The organism is Klebsiella terrigena, assembly GCF_012029655.1.
GTDB lineage: Bacteria > Pseudomonadota > Gammaproteobacteria > Enterobacterales > Enterobacteriaceae > Klebsiella > Klebsiella terrigena.
This window is the reverse complement of sequence record NZ_CP050508.1, coordinates 2,756,207-2,771,742: the sequence shown is the minus strand read 5'-3', so window position 1 is coordinate 2,771,742 and position 15,536 is coordinate 2,756,207. Positions and strand designations below refer to the sequence as shown.

Below are 15,536 nucleotides of genomic sequence, written 5' to 3'. Positions count from 1 at the left end.
GGTAAGATGATGTCCAGACGCAATAACGACGCCATCACTATCCATAGTATTTTGTCGTGGATCGAAGATAACCTGGAATCGCCGCTGTCGCTGGAGAAAGTGTCTGAGCGCTCAGGTTACTCTAAATGGCACCTGCAAAGAATGTTCAAGAAAGAGACCGGTCACTCCTTAGGCCAGTACATCCGCAGCCGCAAGCTGACCGAGATCGCCCAGAAGCTCAAGCAGAGCAACGAGCCGATTCTCTACCTGGCGGAGCGCTACGGATTTGAATCACAGCAAACGCTGACCCGAACCTTTAAAAACTATTTCGACGTTCCGCCGCATAAATATCGCATGACAAATATGCCGGGTGAATCCCGCTATCTAATGCCACTGAACAACTGTTGTTAATCGCCTGCAAAAAGACGTATTGAGGAAATCATGAAACTATTCGCTGCCGCTGCCCTTGTGCTGGTCGCCCTGGCTTCAGGCCAGAGCTATGCGGAGCAAACCACGACCCCGGTTCGCCATAACCACCGCGATGCGATGATAATGCCTTCCGAACATAACGATTCGCCGTTTGATTTTAATCATATGGCTGCCGGTAGCGACAAGTCAGATGAGCTAGGCGTGCCGTACTACAATTAACCGCACGACTCCGGTCTTTTAGCCCCGCACTGCGGGGCTTTTTTTATCCCCGCGGTGCGCTGACGCGAACCCGCCGCAGGCCAAAGACGTTAATATAGAGCCCGGCCATAATCAGCACCGCCCCGGTGAGCTGCAGCCCGCTCAGGGTTTCGCCAAGCAGCAGCGCGGCGCTGGCCATCCCCACCACCGGCACCAGCAGCGAGAGCGGCGCCACCCGCCAGGTCTCGTAGCGCCCGAGCAGCGAACCCCAAATCCCGTAGCCGACAATCGTGGCGATAAACGCCAGGTAGAGCAGCGAAAGCACGGTCAGCAGATCGATCTGCACCAGGCTGGCAACCATTTTTTGCGGGCCATCGAGCAGGTATGAGGCCAGCATAAACGGCAGCACCGGGATCAGCGCGCTCCACACCACCAGCGACATGATCTGCGGCTTCTCCTGCCGCGACATGATTTTCTTATTGAAGATATTCCCGCAGGCCCAGCTCAGCGCCGCCGCCAGGGTCAGCATAAACCCGACCATCGGCACATGCTGCGCGCCGAGGCTCGCCTCTACCAGCACCAGCACGCCGAAAATCGCCAGCGCGATGCCGGCCAGCTGCTTGCCCTGCAGACGTTCACCAAAGGTAAACACGCCGAGAATAATGGTGAAGAACGCCTGCGCCTGCAGCACCAGCGACGCCAGCCCGGCGGGCATGCCGAGGCCGATGGCGCAGAACAGAAAGGCGAACTGCCCAAAGCTTATCGTCAGGCCGTAGCCCAGCAGCAGGCGCAGGGGAATTTTGGGCCGCGCCACGAACAGCAGCGCCGGGAAGGCGACGAGTAAAAAACGCAGCCCCGCCAGCATCAGCGGCGGCATGTTGTGAAGCCCGAGCTTAATCACCACAAAATTAAGCCCCCAAACGACCACCACCAGCAGCGCCAGCAGTCCGTCTTTACGTGTCATACCCTGTCCTGGCCATTACGCGAATTTTTATCAATGAAATCAAAGTAACGGAAAAATCCTCATTCGGATAGATCATTATTTTTAGCAGGGCCGCTATGCCCCTTTTGTCATAGGGGAATGCTATACAAGCCTGAAAGAGCATGTTATTTGTGAACAGCACTACAAAAAAATAACATTTATCAGGCAAGGAAAAAATGATACCGACCCTCAGGCGCTCAACGATAGCGCTGCTGGCTTCATCGCTGCTGCTCACCATCGGCCGCGGCGCGACGCTCCCTTTTATGACCATCTTTCTTACCCGCCAGTATCAGCTGGAGGTGGATAAAATCGGCTATGCCATGTCTATCGCCCTGACGGTCGGGGTGGTGTTCAGCATGGGGTTCGGCATTCTGGCCGATAAGTTCGATAAAAAGCGCTATATGCTGGTCGCCGTGACCGCCTTTATCTGCGGGTTTGTGGCGATCCCGCTGGTAAACAGCGTTCCGCTGGTGGTCTTTTTCTTCGCCCTGATCAACTGCGCCTATTCCGTCTTCTCCACCGTATTGAAGGCGTGGTTTGCCGACGTGCTAACGCCGGAGAAGAAGGCGCGGATCTTCTCGCTCAACTATACCTTCCTCAATATCGGCTGGACCGTCGGCCCCCCGCTCGGCACCCTGCTGGTGATGCACAGCATTAACCTGCCGTTCTGGCTGGCCGCGGCCTGCGCCGCGTTTCCGCTGGTGTTTATCCAGCTCTTCGTCCAGCGGACCTCGGCGGCAATCGCTGCGGATAGCGCCAGCCCGTGGTCGCCCTCGGTGCTGCTGCGCGATCGGGCGCTAATGTGGTTTACGCTCTCCGGGCTGCTGGCGTCGTTTGTCGGCGGCTCTTTCGCCTCCTGCATTTCCCAGTACGTGCTGGTGGTCGCCGACAGCGACTTTGCCGAGAAAGTGGTGGCGGTCGTTCTGCCGGTCAATGCCGCGGTGGTAGTGGCGCTGCAGTACGCCGTCGGACGCAGGCTGAACGCGCGCAATATCCGCCCGCTGATGACCTTCGGTACGCTATGCTTTGTCATCGGGCTGGGCGGGTTTATTGTTTCCGGCAGCAGCCTGCTGCTGTGGGGCGTGTCGGCGGCGATTTTTACCCTTGGCGAGGTTATCTATGCGCCAGGAGAATATATGCTGATCGACAACATTGCGCCGGCGGGCATGAAGGCCAGCTATTTTTCCGCCCAGTCGTTAGGCTGGCTTGGCGCCGCGTTTAATCCGATGATCACCGGGGCGATTCTGACCCATATGCCGCACTGGTCGCTGTTTGTGGTGCTGATGGTGGCGATTATCGCCGCGTGGCTGATGATTTTCCGCGGCATGAACAATCCTCCGCGGCAAAAAAGTTATCCGGTCGCCAGCGCCTGAAGCCTGCCGCCACGGGGCTGTCGGGTCGGTGTCGGGTTACTGTCGGCAGAGGATCGTGGCGGCCAACGGCGCAAACCTGCAGGCTTCATCTCAGGTTTCATCCGGAGATAGAAAAATGAACGGTATTAATCAGGTTAAACAGTTACGTCTGCAGCGCGCGTGGTCTCAGGAGCAGTTAGCCGAACTGGCCGGCGTCAGCGTGCGCACCATTCAGCGCATCGAAAACGGCGATCGCCCGGGCCTGGAAACGCTCAGCGCCCTCGCCGCCGTATTTGAGGTTAACGTGGCCAGTCTCAGCGACGACGCGCCCGTCGGTCACGAAGAGTCGCTCGATTTACGCATTGAGGAAGCCAAAGAGCGGGTCCATCAGGAGAGCCGCTTCTTTCGCTCGCTGTCGGTCGCGGTGGTGGTTTGCGTCCTGTTGGCGGTACTCAACCGGGTCAACAGCCCCGCAAGCGACTGGTCAGCGTGGGTCGCCGCCATCTGGGGCGCGCTGCTGCTGGTGAGAGCGGCCCGGCTGTTTGTCTTCGGCGGAATGACCCGCAGCTGGCGCCAGGCCCGGCTGCAGCGATTGTTACGTAAATAGACTCCGTTCAGCGCGACGTCAGGCGTCGCGCTGAACGGTTATTGCGGCTTAGATAGCCACCATCCCGCGCACGCCCTCGGATTCCATATCCGCGCCCTTTCCCTGCTGAATAATTGTCCCTCGCGACATCACCAGATAGTGGTCGGCAAGGGCAGCGGCAAAATCATAGAACTGCTCAACCAGCAGGATCGCCATATCGCCCCGGTTCGCCAGCTGGCGGATAACTTCACCGATCTCCTTTATCACCGAGGGCTGAATGCCCTCCGTTGGCTCGTCGAGGATCAGCAGCTGCGGCCGGCTTGCCAGCGCCCGGCCAATTGCCAGCTGCTGCTGCTGACCGCCGGAGAGATCGCCTCCACGCCGCTGCTTCATTGTTTTTAACACCGGAAACAGCTGATAGATCTCCTCCGGAACCTGACGCGCGTCGCGGGCGGAAAAGCGCGACAGACCCATCAGCAGATTCTCTTCAACGGTGAGACGGGGAAAGATCTCTCGCCCCTGCGGGACATAGGCGATCCCGGCCTGTACGCGCTGGTGGGGCTTACGCGCCGTGATGGTCTTATCCTGCCATATCACCTCGCCGCTGCGCGCCGGGACCAGCCCCATCAGGCACTTCAGCAGCGTGGTTTTTCCGACGCCGTTGCGCCCCAGCAGGCAGGTAATCTCCCCCGGCCGGGCGGCAAAATCGACGCCACGCAGAATATGGCTGCCGCCGTAGTATTGATGTAACTGGTTAACCTGCAGCATCGGCGCTCCTTAGCGTCCAAGATAAACGTCAATCACCTGTTCGTTGGCCTGCACCTCGCGCAGCGAGCCCTCCGCCAGCACCTGTCCCTGATGCAGCACGGTTACCCGGTCGGCAATTGTTTCAACGAATCCCATATCATGTTCAACCACCATCAGCGAATGCTCGCCGGCGAGGGTGCGGAACAGCTCAGCGGTGTATTCGGTTTCGGCGTCGGTCATACCGGCGGCGGGCTCATCCAGCAGCAGCAGGTGCGGCTCCTGCACCAGCAGCATGCCGATTTCAAGGAACTGCTTCTGCCCGTGCGACAGCAGCCCCGCCTGGCGCCCGCGCTCGCCATCGAGGCGCAGCAGGCGCAGGGTCTCGCTGATGCGATCCTCCTGCTCCCCGCTCAGCCGCGCCCGCAGGCTGGCCCAGACCGATTTATCGCTTTTCAGCGCCAGCTCGAGATTCTCAGCCACCGTCAGCGCTTCAAAGACCGTCGGCTTTTGAAACTTGCGCCCGATCCCCTGGCGGGCAATGGCTATCGGGTCAAGGGACATCAGGTCGATGGACTGATCGTACAGCGCCCTGCCGCTCTGCGGCCGGGTTTTGCCGGTAATCACGTCCATCAGGGTGGTTTTTCCGGCACCGTTGGGACCGATAATACAGCGCAGCTCGCCCACGCCAATCTGCAGCGAGAGGTCGGTTAGCGCCTGAAAGCCGTCGAAGTTGACGTTAATCTTTTCCAGCTGCAGCACCGGGTCGGTTTGCTCGCGAAAGCGATCCGTCGGCAGCTGGCGGGTAAACAGGCCGTCATCCGGTTGCATTAGCGGTCTCCTTTACGCAGCAGGCCAATCACCCCACGCGGTAAAAAGAGCGTGACGATGATAAAAATCAGTCCAAGAAACAGCTGCCAGTACTCCGGGATCGCCATCGTGAAGTAGCTTTTCGCGCCGTTGACCAGCCCCGCGCCCAGCACCGGGCCGACCAGGGTTCCGCGCCCGCCGAGCGCCACCCAGATGGCGGCCTCAATCGAGTTGGTCGGCGACATTTCGCCTGGGTTAATGATCCCCACCTGCGGGACATACAGCGCCCCCGCCAGCCCGCACAGCACGGCGGAGAGCGTCCACACCAGCAGCTTAAAGCCGCGCGGATCGTAGCCGCAGAACATCAGCCGGTTTTCGGCGTCGCGCACTGCGGTCAGAATGCGGCCAAACTTGCTGGTCGCCAGGCGAAAGCCTATCCACAGCGTTAACAGCAGCAGCAGTACCGTCGCCATAAACAGCGCCGCGCGGGTGCCGGTCGCGGTGACGGAGAAGCCGAGCAGCGTGGTGAAGCCGGTAAAACCGTTGTTGCCGCCGAAGCCGGTCTCGTTGCGAAAAAAGAGCAGCATGCCGGCGTAGGTCAGCGCCTGGGTCATTATCGAGAAGTAGACCCCTTTGATTTTGGAGCGAAAGGCAAACCAGCCGAACACCAGCGCCAGCAGCCCGGGAACCAGCACCACCAGCAGCATCGCCCAGGCAAAGTGCTGGGTTCCCCACCAGAACCACGGCAGCTCGGTCCACGACAGGAAGGACATAAACGCCGGCAGACCGTCGCCGGCCGCCTGACGCATCAGATACATGCCCATCGCATAGCCGCCCAGCGCAAAGAAGATGCCGTGGCCCAGCGACAGCATGCCGGCATAGCCCCACACGAGGTCCAGCGCCACCGCGACAACGGCGTAGCAGAGGATTTTTCCGGTCAGGGTCAGCAGCCAGGTCGGCACCGCCAGCGGATGCGACTGAGGCAGCAGCGCCAGAAACGGCATGCTCAGCAGCGCGAGGATCGCCAGCAGCCCAAGCCACCGCAGCGGCCGCGGCGCGTTGCGCGCAAGTCGTAAGGTCATCGGTTGGCTCATCAGTCAATCACCCTGCCTTTTAACGCGAACAGCCCCTGCGGGCGTTTCTGGATAAACAAAATAATCAGCACCAGGATCAGAATCTTGCCCAGCACTGCGCCCAGCTGCGGTTCGAGGATTTTGTTAAAGATCCCGAGGCCAAATGCCGCCACCACGCTTCCCGCCAGCTGGCCGACGCCGCCCAGCACCACCACCAGAAACGAGTCGATGATATAGCCCTGGCCGAGCTCCGGGCCGACGTTGCCGAGCTGCGACAGCGCGACGCCGCCCAGGCCCGCGATCCCGGAGCCGAGACCAAACGCCAGCATATCCACCCGCCCGGTCGGCACGCCGCAGCAGGCGGCCATGGCCCGGTTCTGCGTCACCGCCCGCACGTTCATGCCCAGACGGGTTTTATTCAGAATCAGCCAGGTAAAGAACAGAACGAGGATCACAAAGCCGAGCACCGCCAGACGGTTCCACGGCAGGATCAGGTTGGGCAGCACCTGCATGCCGCCGGAGAGCCACGCCGGGTTCGCCACTTCGACGTTTTGCGCGCCAAACAGCATCCGCGTCAGCTGAATGAGCATCAGGCTGATCCCCCAGGTCGCCAGCAGCGTTTCCAGCGGGCGTCCGTAGAGATGACGAATAATGGTACGCTCCAGCGCCATGCCGATCCCGGCGGTGACCAGAAAGGCCACCGGCAGCGCAATCAGCGGATAGAGCGCCAGCCACTGCGGGGCAAACTGGGACAGCGCCTGCTGCACCAGCCAGCAGCTGTAGGCGCCGATCATCAGCATTTCGCCGTGGGCCATATTGATGACCCCCAGCAGTCCGTAGGTGATGGCCAGCCCCAGCGCCGCCAGCAGCAGCACCGAACCAAGCGACAGCCCCATAAAGGCCTGGCCGAGAATTTCGCCGAGCAGCAGCCGCTGTTTAATCTGGCTCAGGCTGTCGGCCGCCGCGCTGCGTACACCGGCATCAGGCTCATGCTGCGCATCGGTAAAGGGCATCAGCAGCGCCTGCGTTTCGGGGTCGGAGGAGTGGCCCAGCCGCTCAACCGCCGCCAGCCGCTGCTCTCTGGCAGGGCTGCTGAGCTGAAGGCGAGCCAGCGCCATCTCCAGCTGCGTTTTGACGCCGTCATCCGTTTCTGCCGCCAGCCGCTGCTGCAGCAGCCCGCTCATTTCCGGGGTGGCTTCCCGCTGAAGGATCTTCACCGCCGCCGCCCTTTCAGTGACACTGTCACTCACCAGCAGGTGTGTCGCCAGCGCGCCGGCGGCCAGGTTGCGCAGGCGGTTGGTGAGCCGCACCGGTTTGGGGTTGCCTGAAGGTTCCGCCGCCGCGCCCAGCGCCTGCTGGTTGCTGAAGGCGTGGCCGCTGCTATCAACCTGCAGCGTTTCCGCCGCTAAGGCGCGCAGCAGCGGCAGACGCTGGGCCTGCGGAGCGGCGGCCCACTGCTCAAGCAGGCGCGCCTGCTGGCTGCGGTTTGCCGTCACGAAATCATCCGCGTCCGCCGCCTGCGCGCGCCACGGCAAAATCATCACCAGCAGCGCGAAGTAGTAACCCATGATGCGCAGCGCCTTCATGATTGCTCTCCTTGTGGCGTTCCGGATCGCCCGGACGCTCGTTAATGCACGTTCCACCCGCCCGGGCCGTAGCCCGGGAAGGTGACGCTATGTGACATTTAGTTGCTGACGGTTTTTACCGGATGGTCGGGCTTCTTATCGTTACCGGCGATCCACGGGCTCCACGGCTGGGCGCGCACCGCGTCGTTGGTCTGCCAGACGACGTTGAACTGACCGTTGCCTTCGATTTCACCGATCATCACCGGCTTATGCAGATGATGGTTGGTGGCATCCATGGTTAAGGTAAAGCCGGACGGCGCTTTGAACGTTTGCCCGGCCATCGCCGCGCGAACCTTGTCCACATCGGTCGTACCGGCCTTGGTCACCGCCTGAGCCCACATGTGCAGCCCAACCCAGGTGGCCTCCATCGGATCGTTGGTAACCACGGTATCGGCGTTCGGCAGCTTGTGGGCTTTTGCATAGGCGCGGTAGTCGGCCACGAACTGTTTGTTGGTTGGGTTATCGACCGACTCAAAGTAGTTCCACGCCGCGAGGTTGCCGACCAGCGGCTTGGTATCGATGCCGCGCAGCTCCTCTTCCCCCACCGAGAAGGCAACCACCGGGACATCGGTAGCCTTCAGTCCCTGGTTCGCCAGCTCTTTATAGAACGGAACGTTGGAGTCGCCGTTGATGGTTGAAACCACCGCGGTTTTTCCGCCGGCAGAGAATTTCTTAATATTGGCAACTATCGTCTGGTAATCGCTGTAGCCGAACGGGGTGTAGACCTCTTCGATATCCTTATCCTGAATCCCTTTGGCGTGCAGGAAGGCGCGCAGGATCTTGTTGGTGGTGCGCGGATAGACGTAGTCCGTCCCCAGCAGGAAGAAACGCTTCGCCCCGCCGCCGTCTTCGCTCAGCAGGTACTCCACCGCCGGGATAGCCTGCTGGTTTGGCGCCGCGCCGGTATAGAAGACGTTCGGCGACATCTCTTCACCTTCGTACTGTACCGGATAGAACAGCAGCCCGTTGAGCTCCTCGAAGACCGGCAGAACCGATTTACGCGATACCGAGGTCCAGCAGCCGAAGACCGCCGCCACCTTGTCCTGGGTCAGCAGCTGGCGGGCTTTTTCCGCAAACAGCGGCCAGTTCGAGGCCGGGTCAACCACCACCGGTTCGAGCTTTTTGCCCAGCACGCCGCCTTTGGCGTTAATATCGTCGATCGCCATCAGCGCGACGTCTTTGAGCGGCGTTTCGGAGATGGCCATCGTCCCGGAGAGTGAATGCATAATGCCGACCTTAATGGTGTCGGCGGCAAAAGCCGGGAATGTGTAGCCCATGCTGATGACAGAGGCGGAGAGTGCAAAAGCTTTTAATAGTGTTCGACGCTGCATGTTCACTCCTGAATATCGCAAAAACAAAAAATGAATTAACGACTAACCGGAAGTGATAAGGCAAAAAAGATGCCAGGTTGCAAAACAACCTGAACGCGCGGCGCGCGGCGGGAGCATATAAAGGGAGGCGCGGCGTTGCCTCAAAACGGTGCAACGCTGCGCTAAGAAGAGAGGTTACCAGACCTGAGCGGCAACCCCGGTGACGAGGCGGACTTTATCCCACTGCTGAGACTCGGTCAGCGCATTTCCCTCTTCGGTAGAGGCGAAGCCACACTGTGGGCTGAGGCAAATTTGCTGCAGCGAAACATACTGCGCCGCCTCCGCCAGCCGCGCCTTCACCCCTTCAGGATTTTCCAGCTCGCCGTTCTTGGTGGTAATGAGCCCCAGCACAACCTGCTGATGACCCGGGCGGATAAAGCGCAGCGGCGCAAAGTCGCCGGAGCGGTCGTTATCGTACTCCAGGAAGAACGCATCGATATTAACGCTGCCGAACAGCACTTCCGCCACCGGCTCGTAGCCGCCTTCGGAGATCCACGTGGAGCGGAAGTTGCCCCGGCAGACGTGCAGACCGACGGTTAAATCCTCCGGCTTGCCTTCGAGGGCCTGGTTGAGCACCCGGGCATAGATCCGCGCCAGCTCGTCAGGGTCTTCCCCACGGTCGCGCACCTGCTGGCGCTGTTCGTCGGAGCACAAGTAGGCCCAGACGGTATCGTCCAGCTGCAGATAGCGGCAGCCGGCGTCATAGAACGCGCGGATCGCGTCGCGCCAGGTGGTCGCGAGGTCGGCAAAATAGTCGGCAAGGTCCGGATAAACGGTGGCGTCAATGTCTTTGCGTCCGCCGCGGAAATGAAGCACGCTCGGGCTGGGAATGGTCATTTTTGGCTGCGCGTCGCCGCTGATGCTTTGCAGAAAGCGGAAGTCTTCCAGCATCGGATGTTCGCCAAACGCCAGCTTGCCGGTCACCCGAATGCCGTGCGCCCGGGTCTGCACGCCGTTGAACTGGATGCCGTGGTCCGAATCGTAGCGCTCGACACCCTGCAGGCCGTCAAAGAAATCAAAGTGCCACCACGCGCGACGAAACTCCCCGTCGGTTACCACGTGCAGGCCGCAGTCGCACTGCTGCTGTACCAGCTGGCGAATCGCTTCATCCTCCACCCGCCGCAGCTGCATGCTATCGATAGCGCCTTCGCTAAACTGCTGACGCGCCAGCTTGATGGCATTTGGGCGCAGGAAGCTGCCGACGATATCAGCACGGAACGGGGCCTGTGAGCGTTGCATGGTGTCTCCTTAGCGGCGGGCGAGTTTAGTTGCCCACCGTGATAGTTCATTATTTGAATTCATAGACTTCTGGATGGCTATATGTCCAAATACTGGCACGCAGCACGCCGATCGGCAAACGAGAAAATTTCATGGCTGATGAAATAATTTCATTCAGCGGTCAGCTTACTCTCCAGAGGCTGACCGCCGCCCGGTTTAATCGGCGAAAGGTAGCCCTTCGTCCTGCCAGCCGGTCAGGCCGCCGATCATCATCTTCACCGGTCTTCCCAGCAGCGCCAGCCGCAGCGCCGCGACGTCCGCGCCGTTGCAGTGCGGACCGGCGCAATAAACCACGAACAGCGTCTCCATCGGCCATTCGCTCATTCTGGCGGCATCAATGTGTCGATGCGGAATATGCAGCGCCCCTGGGAGGTGGCGGCGGGCAAAAGTTTCCGCACTGCCGACGACGTGCAGCAGGACGAAATCGGCCTCGCCTTCGCTCATCGCCCGGTGGACGTCAGCACAATCTGTTTCAAGACCCAGCTTTTTGCCGAACCAGGCGGCGGCTTCGGCGGGTGCGGCAGGGGTAAATTCGGTAACAACACTCATGGCGTATTCTCCTTGTCTGTGATACCACTTATTTAATGACACCTTCACTCTCTTATCCGCTGGCAACCATGACAGAAAACGCTGAAATCATGCCAATCTCTACCGTGACGTTGTCACCTAACCGGGTGGTTGCGCTGGCCTATGACGGCCTCTGCACCTTTGAATTTGGCGTGGCGGTCGAGATCTTCGGCCTGCCGCGCCCGGAAATGGGCGCCGGCTGGTATCAGTTTGCGGTAGCGGCCGTTGACAGCGGCGAGCTCCGCGCGACCGGCGGTATACGGCTGATGGCCGATGGCGGCATGGATCTGCTCAGCAGCGCGGAGACCATTGTGGTCCCCGGCTGGCGCGGAATTGATGCCCCGGTTCCCGCAGCGCTCTGCGCGGCGCTGGTTGCCGCCCGCGCCCGCGGCTGTCGCATCATCTCGATTTGCTCCGGCGTGTTCGTGCTCGCCGCCGCCGGCCTGCTCGACGGACGCCGGGCAACCACCCACTGGCGCTATACCGACCAGCTGCGCCAGCGCTATCCGCAGATAGAGGTGATCGACGACGTGTTATACGTAGGCGACGAGAACGTGATGACATCGGCAGGCAGCGCCGCCGGGATTGATTTATGTCTGCATCTGGTGCGCGAAGACTACGGCATTGATGCAGCGAATACGGTTGCCCGCAGGCTGGTTATCTCCCCGCACCGCGACGGCGCCCAGGCCCAGCAGGTTGTCCGCCCGGTGGCGAAGGCGCGGGAAAGCCAGCGTCTGGGGCTGCTGTTCGATTTTCTGCATCAGCAGCTGGCGGTCAGCCACAGCGTCGCCTCGCTGGCGCAGCGCGTCGGCATGAGCCCGCGAACCTTTTTACGCCGCTTTGAGGCGGCAACCGGCAAAACCCCGGCGCGCTGGCTGCTGGATGAGCGCTTGCTGCGCGCCACGCAGCACCTCAGCGACACCCGTCTCAGCGTGGAGAAGATCGCCGAGCTTTGCGGCTTTGCCAATGCCGGCGCCCTGCGCCATCATTTTCGCCAGCAGTTTGCCCTCAGCCCGTTACAGTATCGCAAGCAGTTTTCTGCCTCCGCGGTTGTAAAACCGTAGCGGCAGAGCACAATAACTTTAATTTATTTATCTAACGCAAGGAGCTGGTTCCAATGAAAAAAGAGTGTCGCGTGGTGCTTTATAAGGAAGGGATACTGGGAAGTATGTTTTTCGGTGAGGCTAAAGCTGACCCCGACAAGATGAGCCGTTTCCTGAATGAATACACCATGCAGGGCTGGGAAGTGAAAACGATGTCCGTGGAAAGGCGCCGCACCGGCCTTTTCTGGTCACGGGAAGCCTATCTTTTCGTACTTGAACGCGCCCTCTGATCCCCCTCTTCGCCCGCCCGCTTGCGCCGCGGGCATCATTATTGAGATCTTAAATTATACCTTTTGTTAACATCCGGTTGAAGTTGCGCGGGCTACTATAGCTGCAACAACCGTACACCCTGTTCAATAAGGACAACCTTAGCGCAAATAAAAACTCGATGGAGGTTAATCATGCTGGGAAATATGCATGTATTTATGGCAGTTCTGGGAACAATTCTGTTCTTTGGTTTTATTGCCGCGTACCTAAGCCACAAATGGGATGACTGATGAACGACGATAATCCCCACCCTTAAACGCCCCTTGCTGCTGATGCATCAAGGGGCGTTCTGCTTTATTACGCTATGCCGAATACCGCCCTGAACGAAAGCGGCGTTGATAGCACCGGGCCCGCGTCTTCCCGGCGCATTTTAGATAGATTAATCACAAATATCGTTGAAGCGGATTATCGAATAATCCGTCTGGCGGTTGTATAAATTTTGGTAAGGTAGAGATCTTCGGTCTGCGTATTGTGGTTTTGCAGCATCAAATCTAACGTTTGCTCTGTTACCGGCTGACCCGATTCTTTAAGTAAGACCACCGCCCGGCCAAGCGCTTTACACAAATCGTCATAAAATGCCTGATGTTTATCATTTAGCTGCATCCCTATAGCTCCTTTCATCACTCTGATTGTCTTAAATGTCTGTGCCTGGAAATCCGCTCAATAAATAGCGCCTCAGGTATTGCAGGGAAAAAGAGTGCCCGCATCGATTCTACAGGTTTCTCATCAATATCTATTCTCAAATTCTTGTAGGTAGACATCGCGTTAGCCAGCGGTTGGCGTCCTGCATTCGCGATAACGGGAAGGTTACTAAGTAGGTTTACGGCGATCGTTGCGATATATTGTTCTGACCTCTGAGAAAAAGGTTTACCCCATATTAACGAAGTCAATCCCGGATCGGTGATATCCGGGATTCATTCAATTACTGTTGGACGCCTTCTACGGAGATAATAAGCTCGACATCCTGTGAGGCCGGGCCCAGGTCGCTTTTAATATTGAAGTCTTTGAGGTGGATGCTGCCTGTGGCCTCAAATCCGGCACGTTTGCCACCCCACGGGTCATCGCCCTGACCAATGAGTTTCGCATCCAGAACAACAGGTCGGGTAACGCCATTCAGCGTCAAATCACCCGTAATCTCCAGCTTCTCACCGCTCTTTTTGACCGCCGTCGATACAAATGTCGCCTCAGGGAACTTGCCCGTATTGAGGAAATCGGCCCCTCTCAGGTGTTTGTCACGTTCAGCATGATTGGTGTCCAGACTGCCGGTAGCAATTTTAACATTGACCTTATCGGCCGATGGGTTGCTTTCGTCATAGGTGAAGGTGCCATCAAAATCTTTAAATGTCCCATACAGCCAGCTATAGCCAAGATGTTTTATTTTGAAGTTTACAAATGCATGTTGGCCCTCTTTATCAATCTTATAATCCGCCGCTAAAGCAGAACCTGAAACGAACAGAGCGGTAAACAGCGAAAGTCCCAGCAGGTGTTTTTTCATTTTTTTACTCCAGAGTGTATTGACGTTTTACCCAGCATTCTGAGCAGCGTTGCGTCTTTATCAATAAAATGGTGCTTAATTGCCATAAGGCCATGAAGAATAGATACCACCACGACGCCCCATGCAACCCACAGGTGTATTACGCCCGCAGTGTCAGCCTGTATCGCGGCGTCAGATATGAACGCGGGTACAGAAAACCAGCCAAAGACGGCGATCGGTTTGCCATCGGCTGTTGATATGAGGTAGCCGCTAATGACAATAGTGAAAAGAGCCAGATAAAGTAACGCGTGAACGAAACCGGCACCCAGGCGAGTTATCTTTGAATAGCTTTTCAACGGCTGAGGTGCAGAGGATATAAACCGCCACAACACCCGGATGATTAGCCCCATCATTAAAAGGATACCGATCCCTTTATGGATATCCGGAGCTTTATGGTACCAGGTATCATAATATCCTAAGGTCACCATCCACAGCCCGAGCGCAAACATCCCATACACTACAGCAGCCGTTAGCCAGTGCAGGGTTATGGATATAAAACCATAAGCTGATTGTGAGTTTATCAGACGCATTTACTCAGACTCTTTCATGTAACAAAAAACACAAAATGACTTCATTCAATTAATAAATCAATCATTAAGTTAACATAAATGTGAATTTTGATTGGCATTCAAATTTATTGTTCAAACCTGAGTTTCTCCTACAAATATTCCGCATGCGCAATTAAAGAAGATGCTTCCTTTTTCATCTTTTATTTATTTACGTAAATTACGTTTACATAAACTCAAGAAAACATTCATTTCTTTATTTATACCCGGAGAGCGTTTAACAGCCAGACAGCGGCGCGGCCTGTCGTTTTACACGCATCGGCATAAAATGCCGGCGTCCTTCATTTAGCTGCATTCCTGTCGGCCCTTTCATCAACCCGACTGGCTTAAAATATCTCCTACTGGAAATATGACCAGCGAGATTCCCTTAGTCACTGCATGGATAACAATCATTTTCTGGACTCAATACTCTCTACTTCCGATAAGCACCTGCAGTATGGCTCCCGGCTTCCGGGGAGTTGGCAGCGAGACGGTCATGTTTATACGTTCCTGCTCCGCTGAATGGAAGCCGAATTGCGGCAGCATCAATTTATACCAATGATTGAGGTACAGTACCTGCGCAATCGCTACAGAGAGGCTCCGGTTAGACATAAGCATTTGAGTCGTTCAAAATTCCACTTTCTAATGAGATCTGGATTTTCATACAATCCAATATAAAAAAATTCAGCCCTCAGCCTGTCTATAGCGACACTAAAGCTTTCGTTACCATAGAAATGGTGATCCTCACTGTGATTTCTTTTAAAGAAAACGACCGGGTATTGTTTTTCATTTATATTCACTTCAGCATCATAGCCAATTTCTTGTGCAGCCTTGACGACTCTTGATATATTAATATTCAAATCAACCGAGGGTTTAATCATTCTATCCCTTGTAATGACCCAGGCAACAGCCTGGCTCCAACACATCTCCGCAGTATAGGGTTCATGACATGAATGCTTAAGATATGCTGTTGTTTCTAAATCAACTTTACCATCAAATATTAAAAAAACGCCGTCGGCTGATGTTGAGCTGGACGCAAAGTCGCCCTCGGCAATTCGCCGAGCGTACTCTTCTATATCTATAAACATTAGACC

General features: G+C 57.2%; 19 protein-coding genes. 7 read left to right on the top strand and 12 right to left on the bottom strand.

All coding sequences use genetic code 11. The features are described from left to right. Nucleotides 1–9 precede the first annotated feature (9 nt). Both marA and marB read left to right on the top strand, forming a co-directional pair. On the top strand, nucleotides 10–390 hold the full coding sequence (gene marA / locus HCK03_RS13070) for an MDR efflux pump AcrAB transcriptional activator MarA (protein WP_004862191.1): 381 nt from the start codon (nucleotides 10–12) through the stop codon (nucleotides 388–390). 30 nt (nucleotides 391–420) lie between these two features. Further along, nucleotides 421–627 carry a multiple antibiotic resistance protein MarB gene (gene marB / locus HCK03_RS13065; RefSeq protein ID WP_041145639.1) on the top strand — a complete coding sequence of 69 codons (207 nt, stop codon included), beginning with the start codon at nucleotides 421–423 and terminating at the stop codon, nucleotides 625–627. Between the two features lie 43 nt (nucleotides 628–670). Here marB and eamA read toward each other — a convergent pair whose 3' ends face one another. Then, a complete protein-coding gene (gene eamA / locus HCK03_RS13060) occupies nucleotides 671–1,570 on the bottom strand; it encodes an O-acetylserine/cysteine exporter (protein WP_041145640.1) in 900 nt (299 codons plus the stop codon). Nucleotides 1,571–1,764: 194 nt separating this feature from the next. On the opposite strand from eamA, the gene ydeE reads away from it, so the two are divergent. Both ydeE and HCK03_RS13050 read left to right on the top strand, forming a co-directional pair. Further along, nucleotides 1,765–2,961 (top strand): efflux MFS transporter YdeE, encoded by a 1,197-nt coding sequence (gene ydeE / locus HCK03_RS13055; RefSeq protein ID WP_115192675.1) that lies wholly within the window; start codon nucleotides 1,765–1,767, stop codon nucleotides 2,959–2,961. A 115-nt stretch (nucleotides 2,962–3,076) separates the two neighbouring features. Next, on the top strand, nucleotides 3,077–3,547 hold the full coding sequence (locus HCK03_RS13050) for a helix-turn-helix domain-containing protein (RefSeq protein WP_041145642.1): 471 nt from the start codon (nucleotides 3,077–3,079) through the stop codon (nucleotides 3,545–3,547). Nucleotides 3,548–3,595: 48 nt separating this feature from the next. Here HCK03_RS13050 and urtE read toward each other — a convergent pair whose 3' ends face one another. The 7 genes from urtE to HCK03_RS13015 form a co-directional block, all read right to left on the bottom strand. Further along, nucleotides 3,596–4,294 (bottom strand): urea ABC transporter ATP-binding subunit UrtE, encoded by a 699-nt coding sequence (gene urtE / locus HCK03_RS13045; RefSeq protein WP_167691703.1) that lies wholly within the window; start codon nucleotides 4,292–4,294, stop codon nucleotides 3,596–3,598. Nucleotides 4,295–4,303: 9 nt separating this feature from the next. After that, nucleotides 4,304–5,101 carry an urea ABC transporter ATP-binding protein UrtD gene (urtD, locus tag HCK03_RS13040; RefSeq protein ID WP_041145644.1) on the bottom strand — a complete coding sequence of 266 codons (798 nt, stop codon included), beginning with the start codon at nucleotides 5,099–5,101 and terminating at the stop codon, nucleotides 4,304–4,306. Continuing rightward, the gene (urtC, locus tag HCK03_RS13035) at nucleotides 5,101–6,174 is read right to left on the bottom strand and encodes an urea ABC transporter permease subunit UrtC (RefSeq protein WP_115192673.1); all 1,074 of its coding nucleotides are present in this window, start codon (nucleotides 6,172–6,174) and stop codon (nucleotides 5,101–5,103) included. The genes urtD and urtC overlap by 1 nt, the downstream gene beginning before the upstream one ends. Then, nucleotides 6,174–7,739 (bottom strand): urea ABC transporter permease subunit UrtB, encoded by a 1,566-nt coding sequence (urtB, locus tag HCK03_RS13030; RefSeq protein WP_115192672.1) that lies wholly within the window; start codon nucleotides 7,737–7,739, stop codon nucleotides 6,174–6,176. The genes urtC and urtB overlap by 1 nt, the downstream gene beginning before the upstream one ends. Before the next feature lie 98 nt (nucleotides 7,740–7,837). Then, nucleotides 7,838–9,109: an urea ABC transporter substrate-binding protein gene (urtA, locus tag HCK03_RS13025; protein WP_167691702.1), complete on the bottom strand. Its 1,272-nt coding sequence runs from the start codon at nucleotides 9,107–9,109 to the stop codon at nucleotides 7,838–7,840. A 174-nt stretch (nucleotides 9,110–9,283) separates the two neighbouring features. Beyond that, on the bottom strand, nucleotides 9,284–10,387 hold the full coding sequence (locus HCK03_RS13020) for a cobalamin-independent methionine synthase II family protein (protein WP_167691701.1): 1,104 nt from the start codon (nucleotides 10,385–10,387) through the stop codon (nucleotides 9,284–9,286). Nucleotides 10,388–10,582: 195 nt separating this feature from the next. Continuing rightward, nucleotides 10,583–10,975, bottom strand: a complete 393-nt coding sequence (locus tag HCK03_RS13015) for a rhodanese-like domain-containing protein (protein ID WP_115192670.1) — start codon at nucleotides 10,973–10,975, stop codon at nucleotides 10,583–10,585. Between the two features lie 68 nt (nucleotides 10,976–11,043). On the opposite strand from HCK03_RS13015, the gene ftrA reads away from it, so the two are divergent. The 3 genes from ftrA to mgtS all read left to right on the top strand — a co-directional run bounded on the left by ftrA (nucleotide 11,044) and on the right by mgtS (nucleotide 12,593). Then, on the top strand, nucleotides 11,044–12,057 hold the full coding sequence (gene ftrA, locus HCK03_RS13010; RefSeq protein WP_167691700.1) for a transcriptional regulator FtrA: 1,014 nt from the start codon (nucleotides 11,044–11,046) through the stop codon (nucleotides 12,055–12,057). Nucleotides 12,058–12,110: 53 nt separating this feature from the next. Further along, nucleotides 12,111–12,326 carry a DUF4177 domain-containing protein gene (locus HCK03_RS13005; protein WP_041145651.1) on the top strand — a complete coding sequence of 72 codons (216 nt, stop codon included), beginning with the start codon at nucleotides 12,111–12,113 and terminating at the stop codon, nucleotides 12,324–12,326. Between the two features lie 171 nt (nucleotides 12,327–12,497). Next, entirely contained in the window at nucleotides 12,498–12,593 is a 96-nt protein-coding gene (mgtS, locus tag HCK03_RS13000) for a protein MgtS (RefSeq protein WP_115192668.1), read from the top strand. A gap of 175 nt (nucleotides 12,594–12,768) precedes the next feature. Here mgtS and HCK03_RS12995 read toward each other — a convergent pair whose 3' ends face one another. The 4 genes from HCK03_RS12995 to HCK03_RS12980 form a co-directional block, all read right to left on the bottom strand. Continuing rightward, nucleotides 12,769–12,966 (bottom strand): hypothetical protein, encoded by a 198-nt coding sequence (locus HCK03_RS12995; RefSeq protein WP_041145652.1) that lies wholly within the window; start codon nucleotides 12,964–12,966, stop codon nucleotides 12,769–12,771. Between the two features lie 319 nt (nucleotides 12,967–13,285). Next, the gene (locus tag HCK03_RS12990; RefSeq protein ID WP_041145653.1) at nucleotides 13,286–13,858 is read right to left on the bottom strand and encodes a YceI family protein; all 573 of its coding nucleotides are present in this window, start codon (nucleotides 13,856–13,858) and stop codon (nucleotides 13,286–13,288) included. Next, nucleotides 13,855–14,427: a cytochrome b gene (locus HCK03_RS12985; RefSeq protein ID WP_115192667.1), complete on the bottom strand. Its 573-nt coding sequence runs from the start codon at nucleotides 14,425–14,427 to the stop codon at nucleotides 13,855–13,857. The genes HCK03_RS12990 and HCK03_RS12985 overlap by 4 nt, the downstream gene beginning before the upstream one ends. 602 nt (nucleotides 14,428–15,029) lie before the next feature. After that, entirely contained in the window at nucleotides 15,030–15,530 is a 501-nt protein-coding gene (locus HCK03_RS12980) for a hypothetical protein (protein WP_167691699.1), read from the bottom strand. Between the last annotated feature and the right edge of the window lie 6 nt (nucleotides 15,531–15,536).

Excerpts from the sequence above, each read along its gene's own strand:
- marA (WP_004862191.1), top strand. The coding sequence starts at position 10 with ATGTCCAGACGCAATAACGACGCCATCACTATCCATAGTATTTTGTCG.
- marB (WP_041145639.1), top strand. The coding sequence starts at position 421 with ATGAAACTATTCGCTGCCGCTGCCCTTGTGCTGGTCGCCCTGGCTTCA.
- eamA (WP_041145640.1), bottom strand. The coding sequence starts at position 1,570 with ATGACACGTAAAGACGGACTGCTGGCGCTGCTGGTGGTGGTCGTTTGG.
- ydeE (WP_115192675.1), top strand. The coding sequence starts at position 1,765 with ATGATACCGACCCTCAGGCGCTCAACGATAGCGCTGCTGGCTTCATCG.
- HCK03_RS13050 (WP_041145642.1), top strand. The coding sequence starts at position 3,077 with ATGAACGGTATTAATCAGGTTAAACAGTTACGTCTGCAGCGCGCGTGG.
- urtE (WP_167691703.1), bottom strand. The coding sequence starts at position 4,294 with ATGCTGCAGGTTAACCAGTTACATCAATACTACGGCGGCAGCCATATT.
- urtD (WP_041145644.1), bottom strand. The coding sequence starts at position 5,101 with ATGCAACCGGATGACGGCCTGTTTACCCGCCAGCTGCCGACGGATCGC.
- urtC (WP_115192673.1), bottom strand. The coding sequence starts at position 6,174 with ATGAGCCAACCGATGACCTTACGACTTGCGCGCAACGCGCCGCGGCCG.
- urtB (WP_115192672.1), bottom strand. The coding sequence starts at position 7,739 with ATGAAGGCGCTGCGCATCATGGGTTACTACTTCGCGCTGCTGGTGATG.
- urtA (WP_167691702.1), bottom strand. The coding sequence starts at position 9,109 with ATGCAGCGTCGAACACTATTAAAAGCTTTTGCACTCTCCGCCTCTGTC.
- HCK03_RS13020 (WP_167691701.1), bottom strand. The coding sequence starts at position 10,387 with ATGCAACGCTCACAGGCCCCGTTCCGTGCTGATATCGTCGGCAGCTTC.
- HCK03_RS13015 (WP_115192670.1), bottom strand. The coding sequence starts at position 10,975 with ATGAGTGTTGTTACCGAATTTACCCCTGCCGCACCCGCCGAAGCCGCC.
- ftrA (WP_167691700.1), top strand. The coding sequence starts at position 11,044 with ATGACAGAAAACGCTGAAATCATGCCAATCTCTACCGTGACGTTGTCA.
- HCK03_RS13005 (WP_041145651.1), top strand. The coding sequence starts at position 12,111 with ATGAAAAAAGAGTGTCGCGTGGTGCTTTATAAGGAAGGGATACTGGGA.
- mgtS (WP_115192668.1), top strand. The coding sequence starts at position 12,498 with ATGCTGGGAAATATGCATGTATTTATGGCAGTTCTGGGAACAATTCTG.
- HCK03_RS12995 (WP_041145652.1), bottom strand. The coding sequence starts at position 12,966 with ATGCAGCTAAATGATAAACATCAGGCATTTTATGACGATTTGTGTAAA.
- HCK03_RS12990 (WP_041145653.1), bottom strand. The coding sequence starts at position 13,858 with ATGAAAAAACACCTGCTGGGACTTTCGCTGTTTACCGCTCTGTTCGTT.
- HCK03_RS12985 (WP_115192667.1), bottom strand. The coding sequence starts at position 14,427 with ATGCGTCTGATAAACTCACAATCAGCTTATGGTTTTATATCCATAACC.
- HCK03_RS12980 (WP_167691699.1), bottom strand. The coding sequence starts at position 15,530 with ATGTTTATAGATATAGAAGAGTACGCTCGGCGAATTGCCGAGGGCGAC.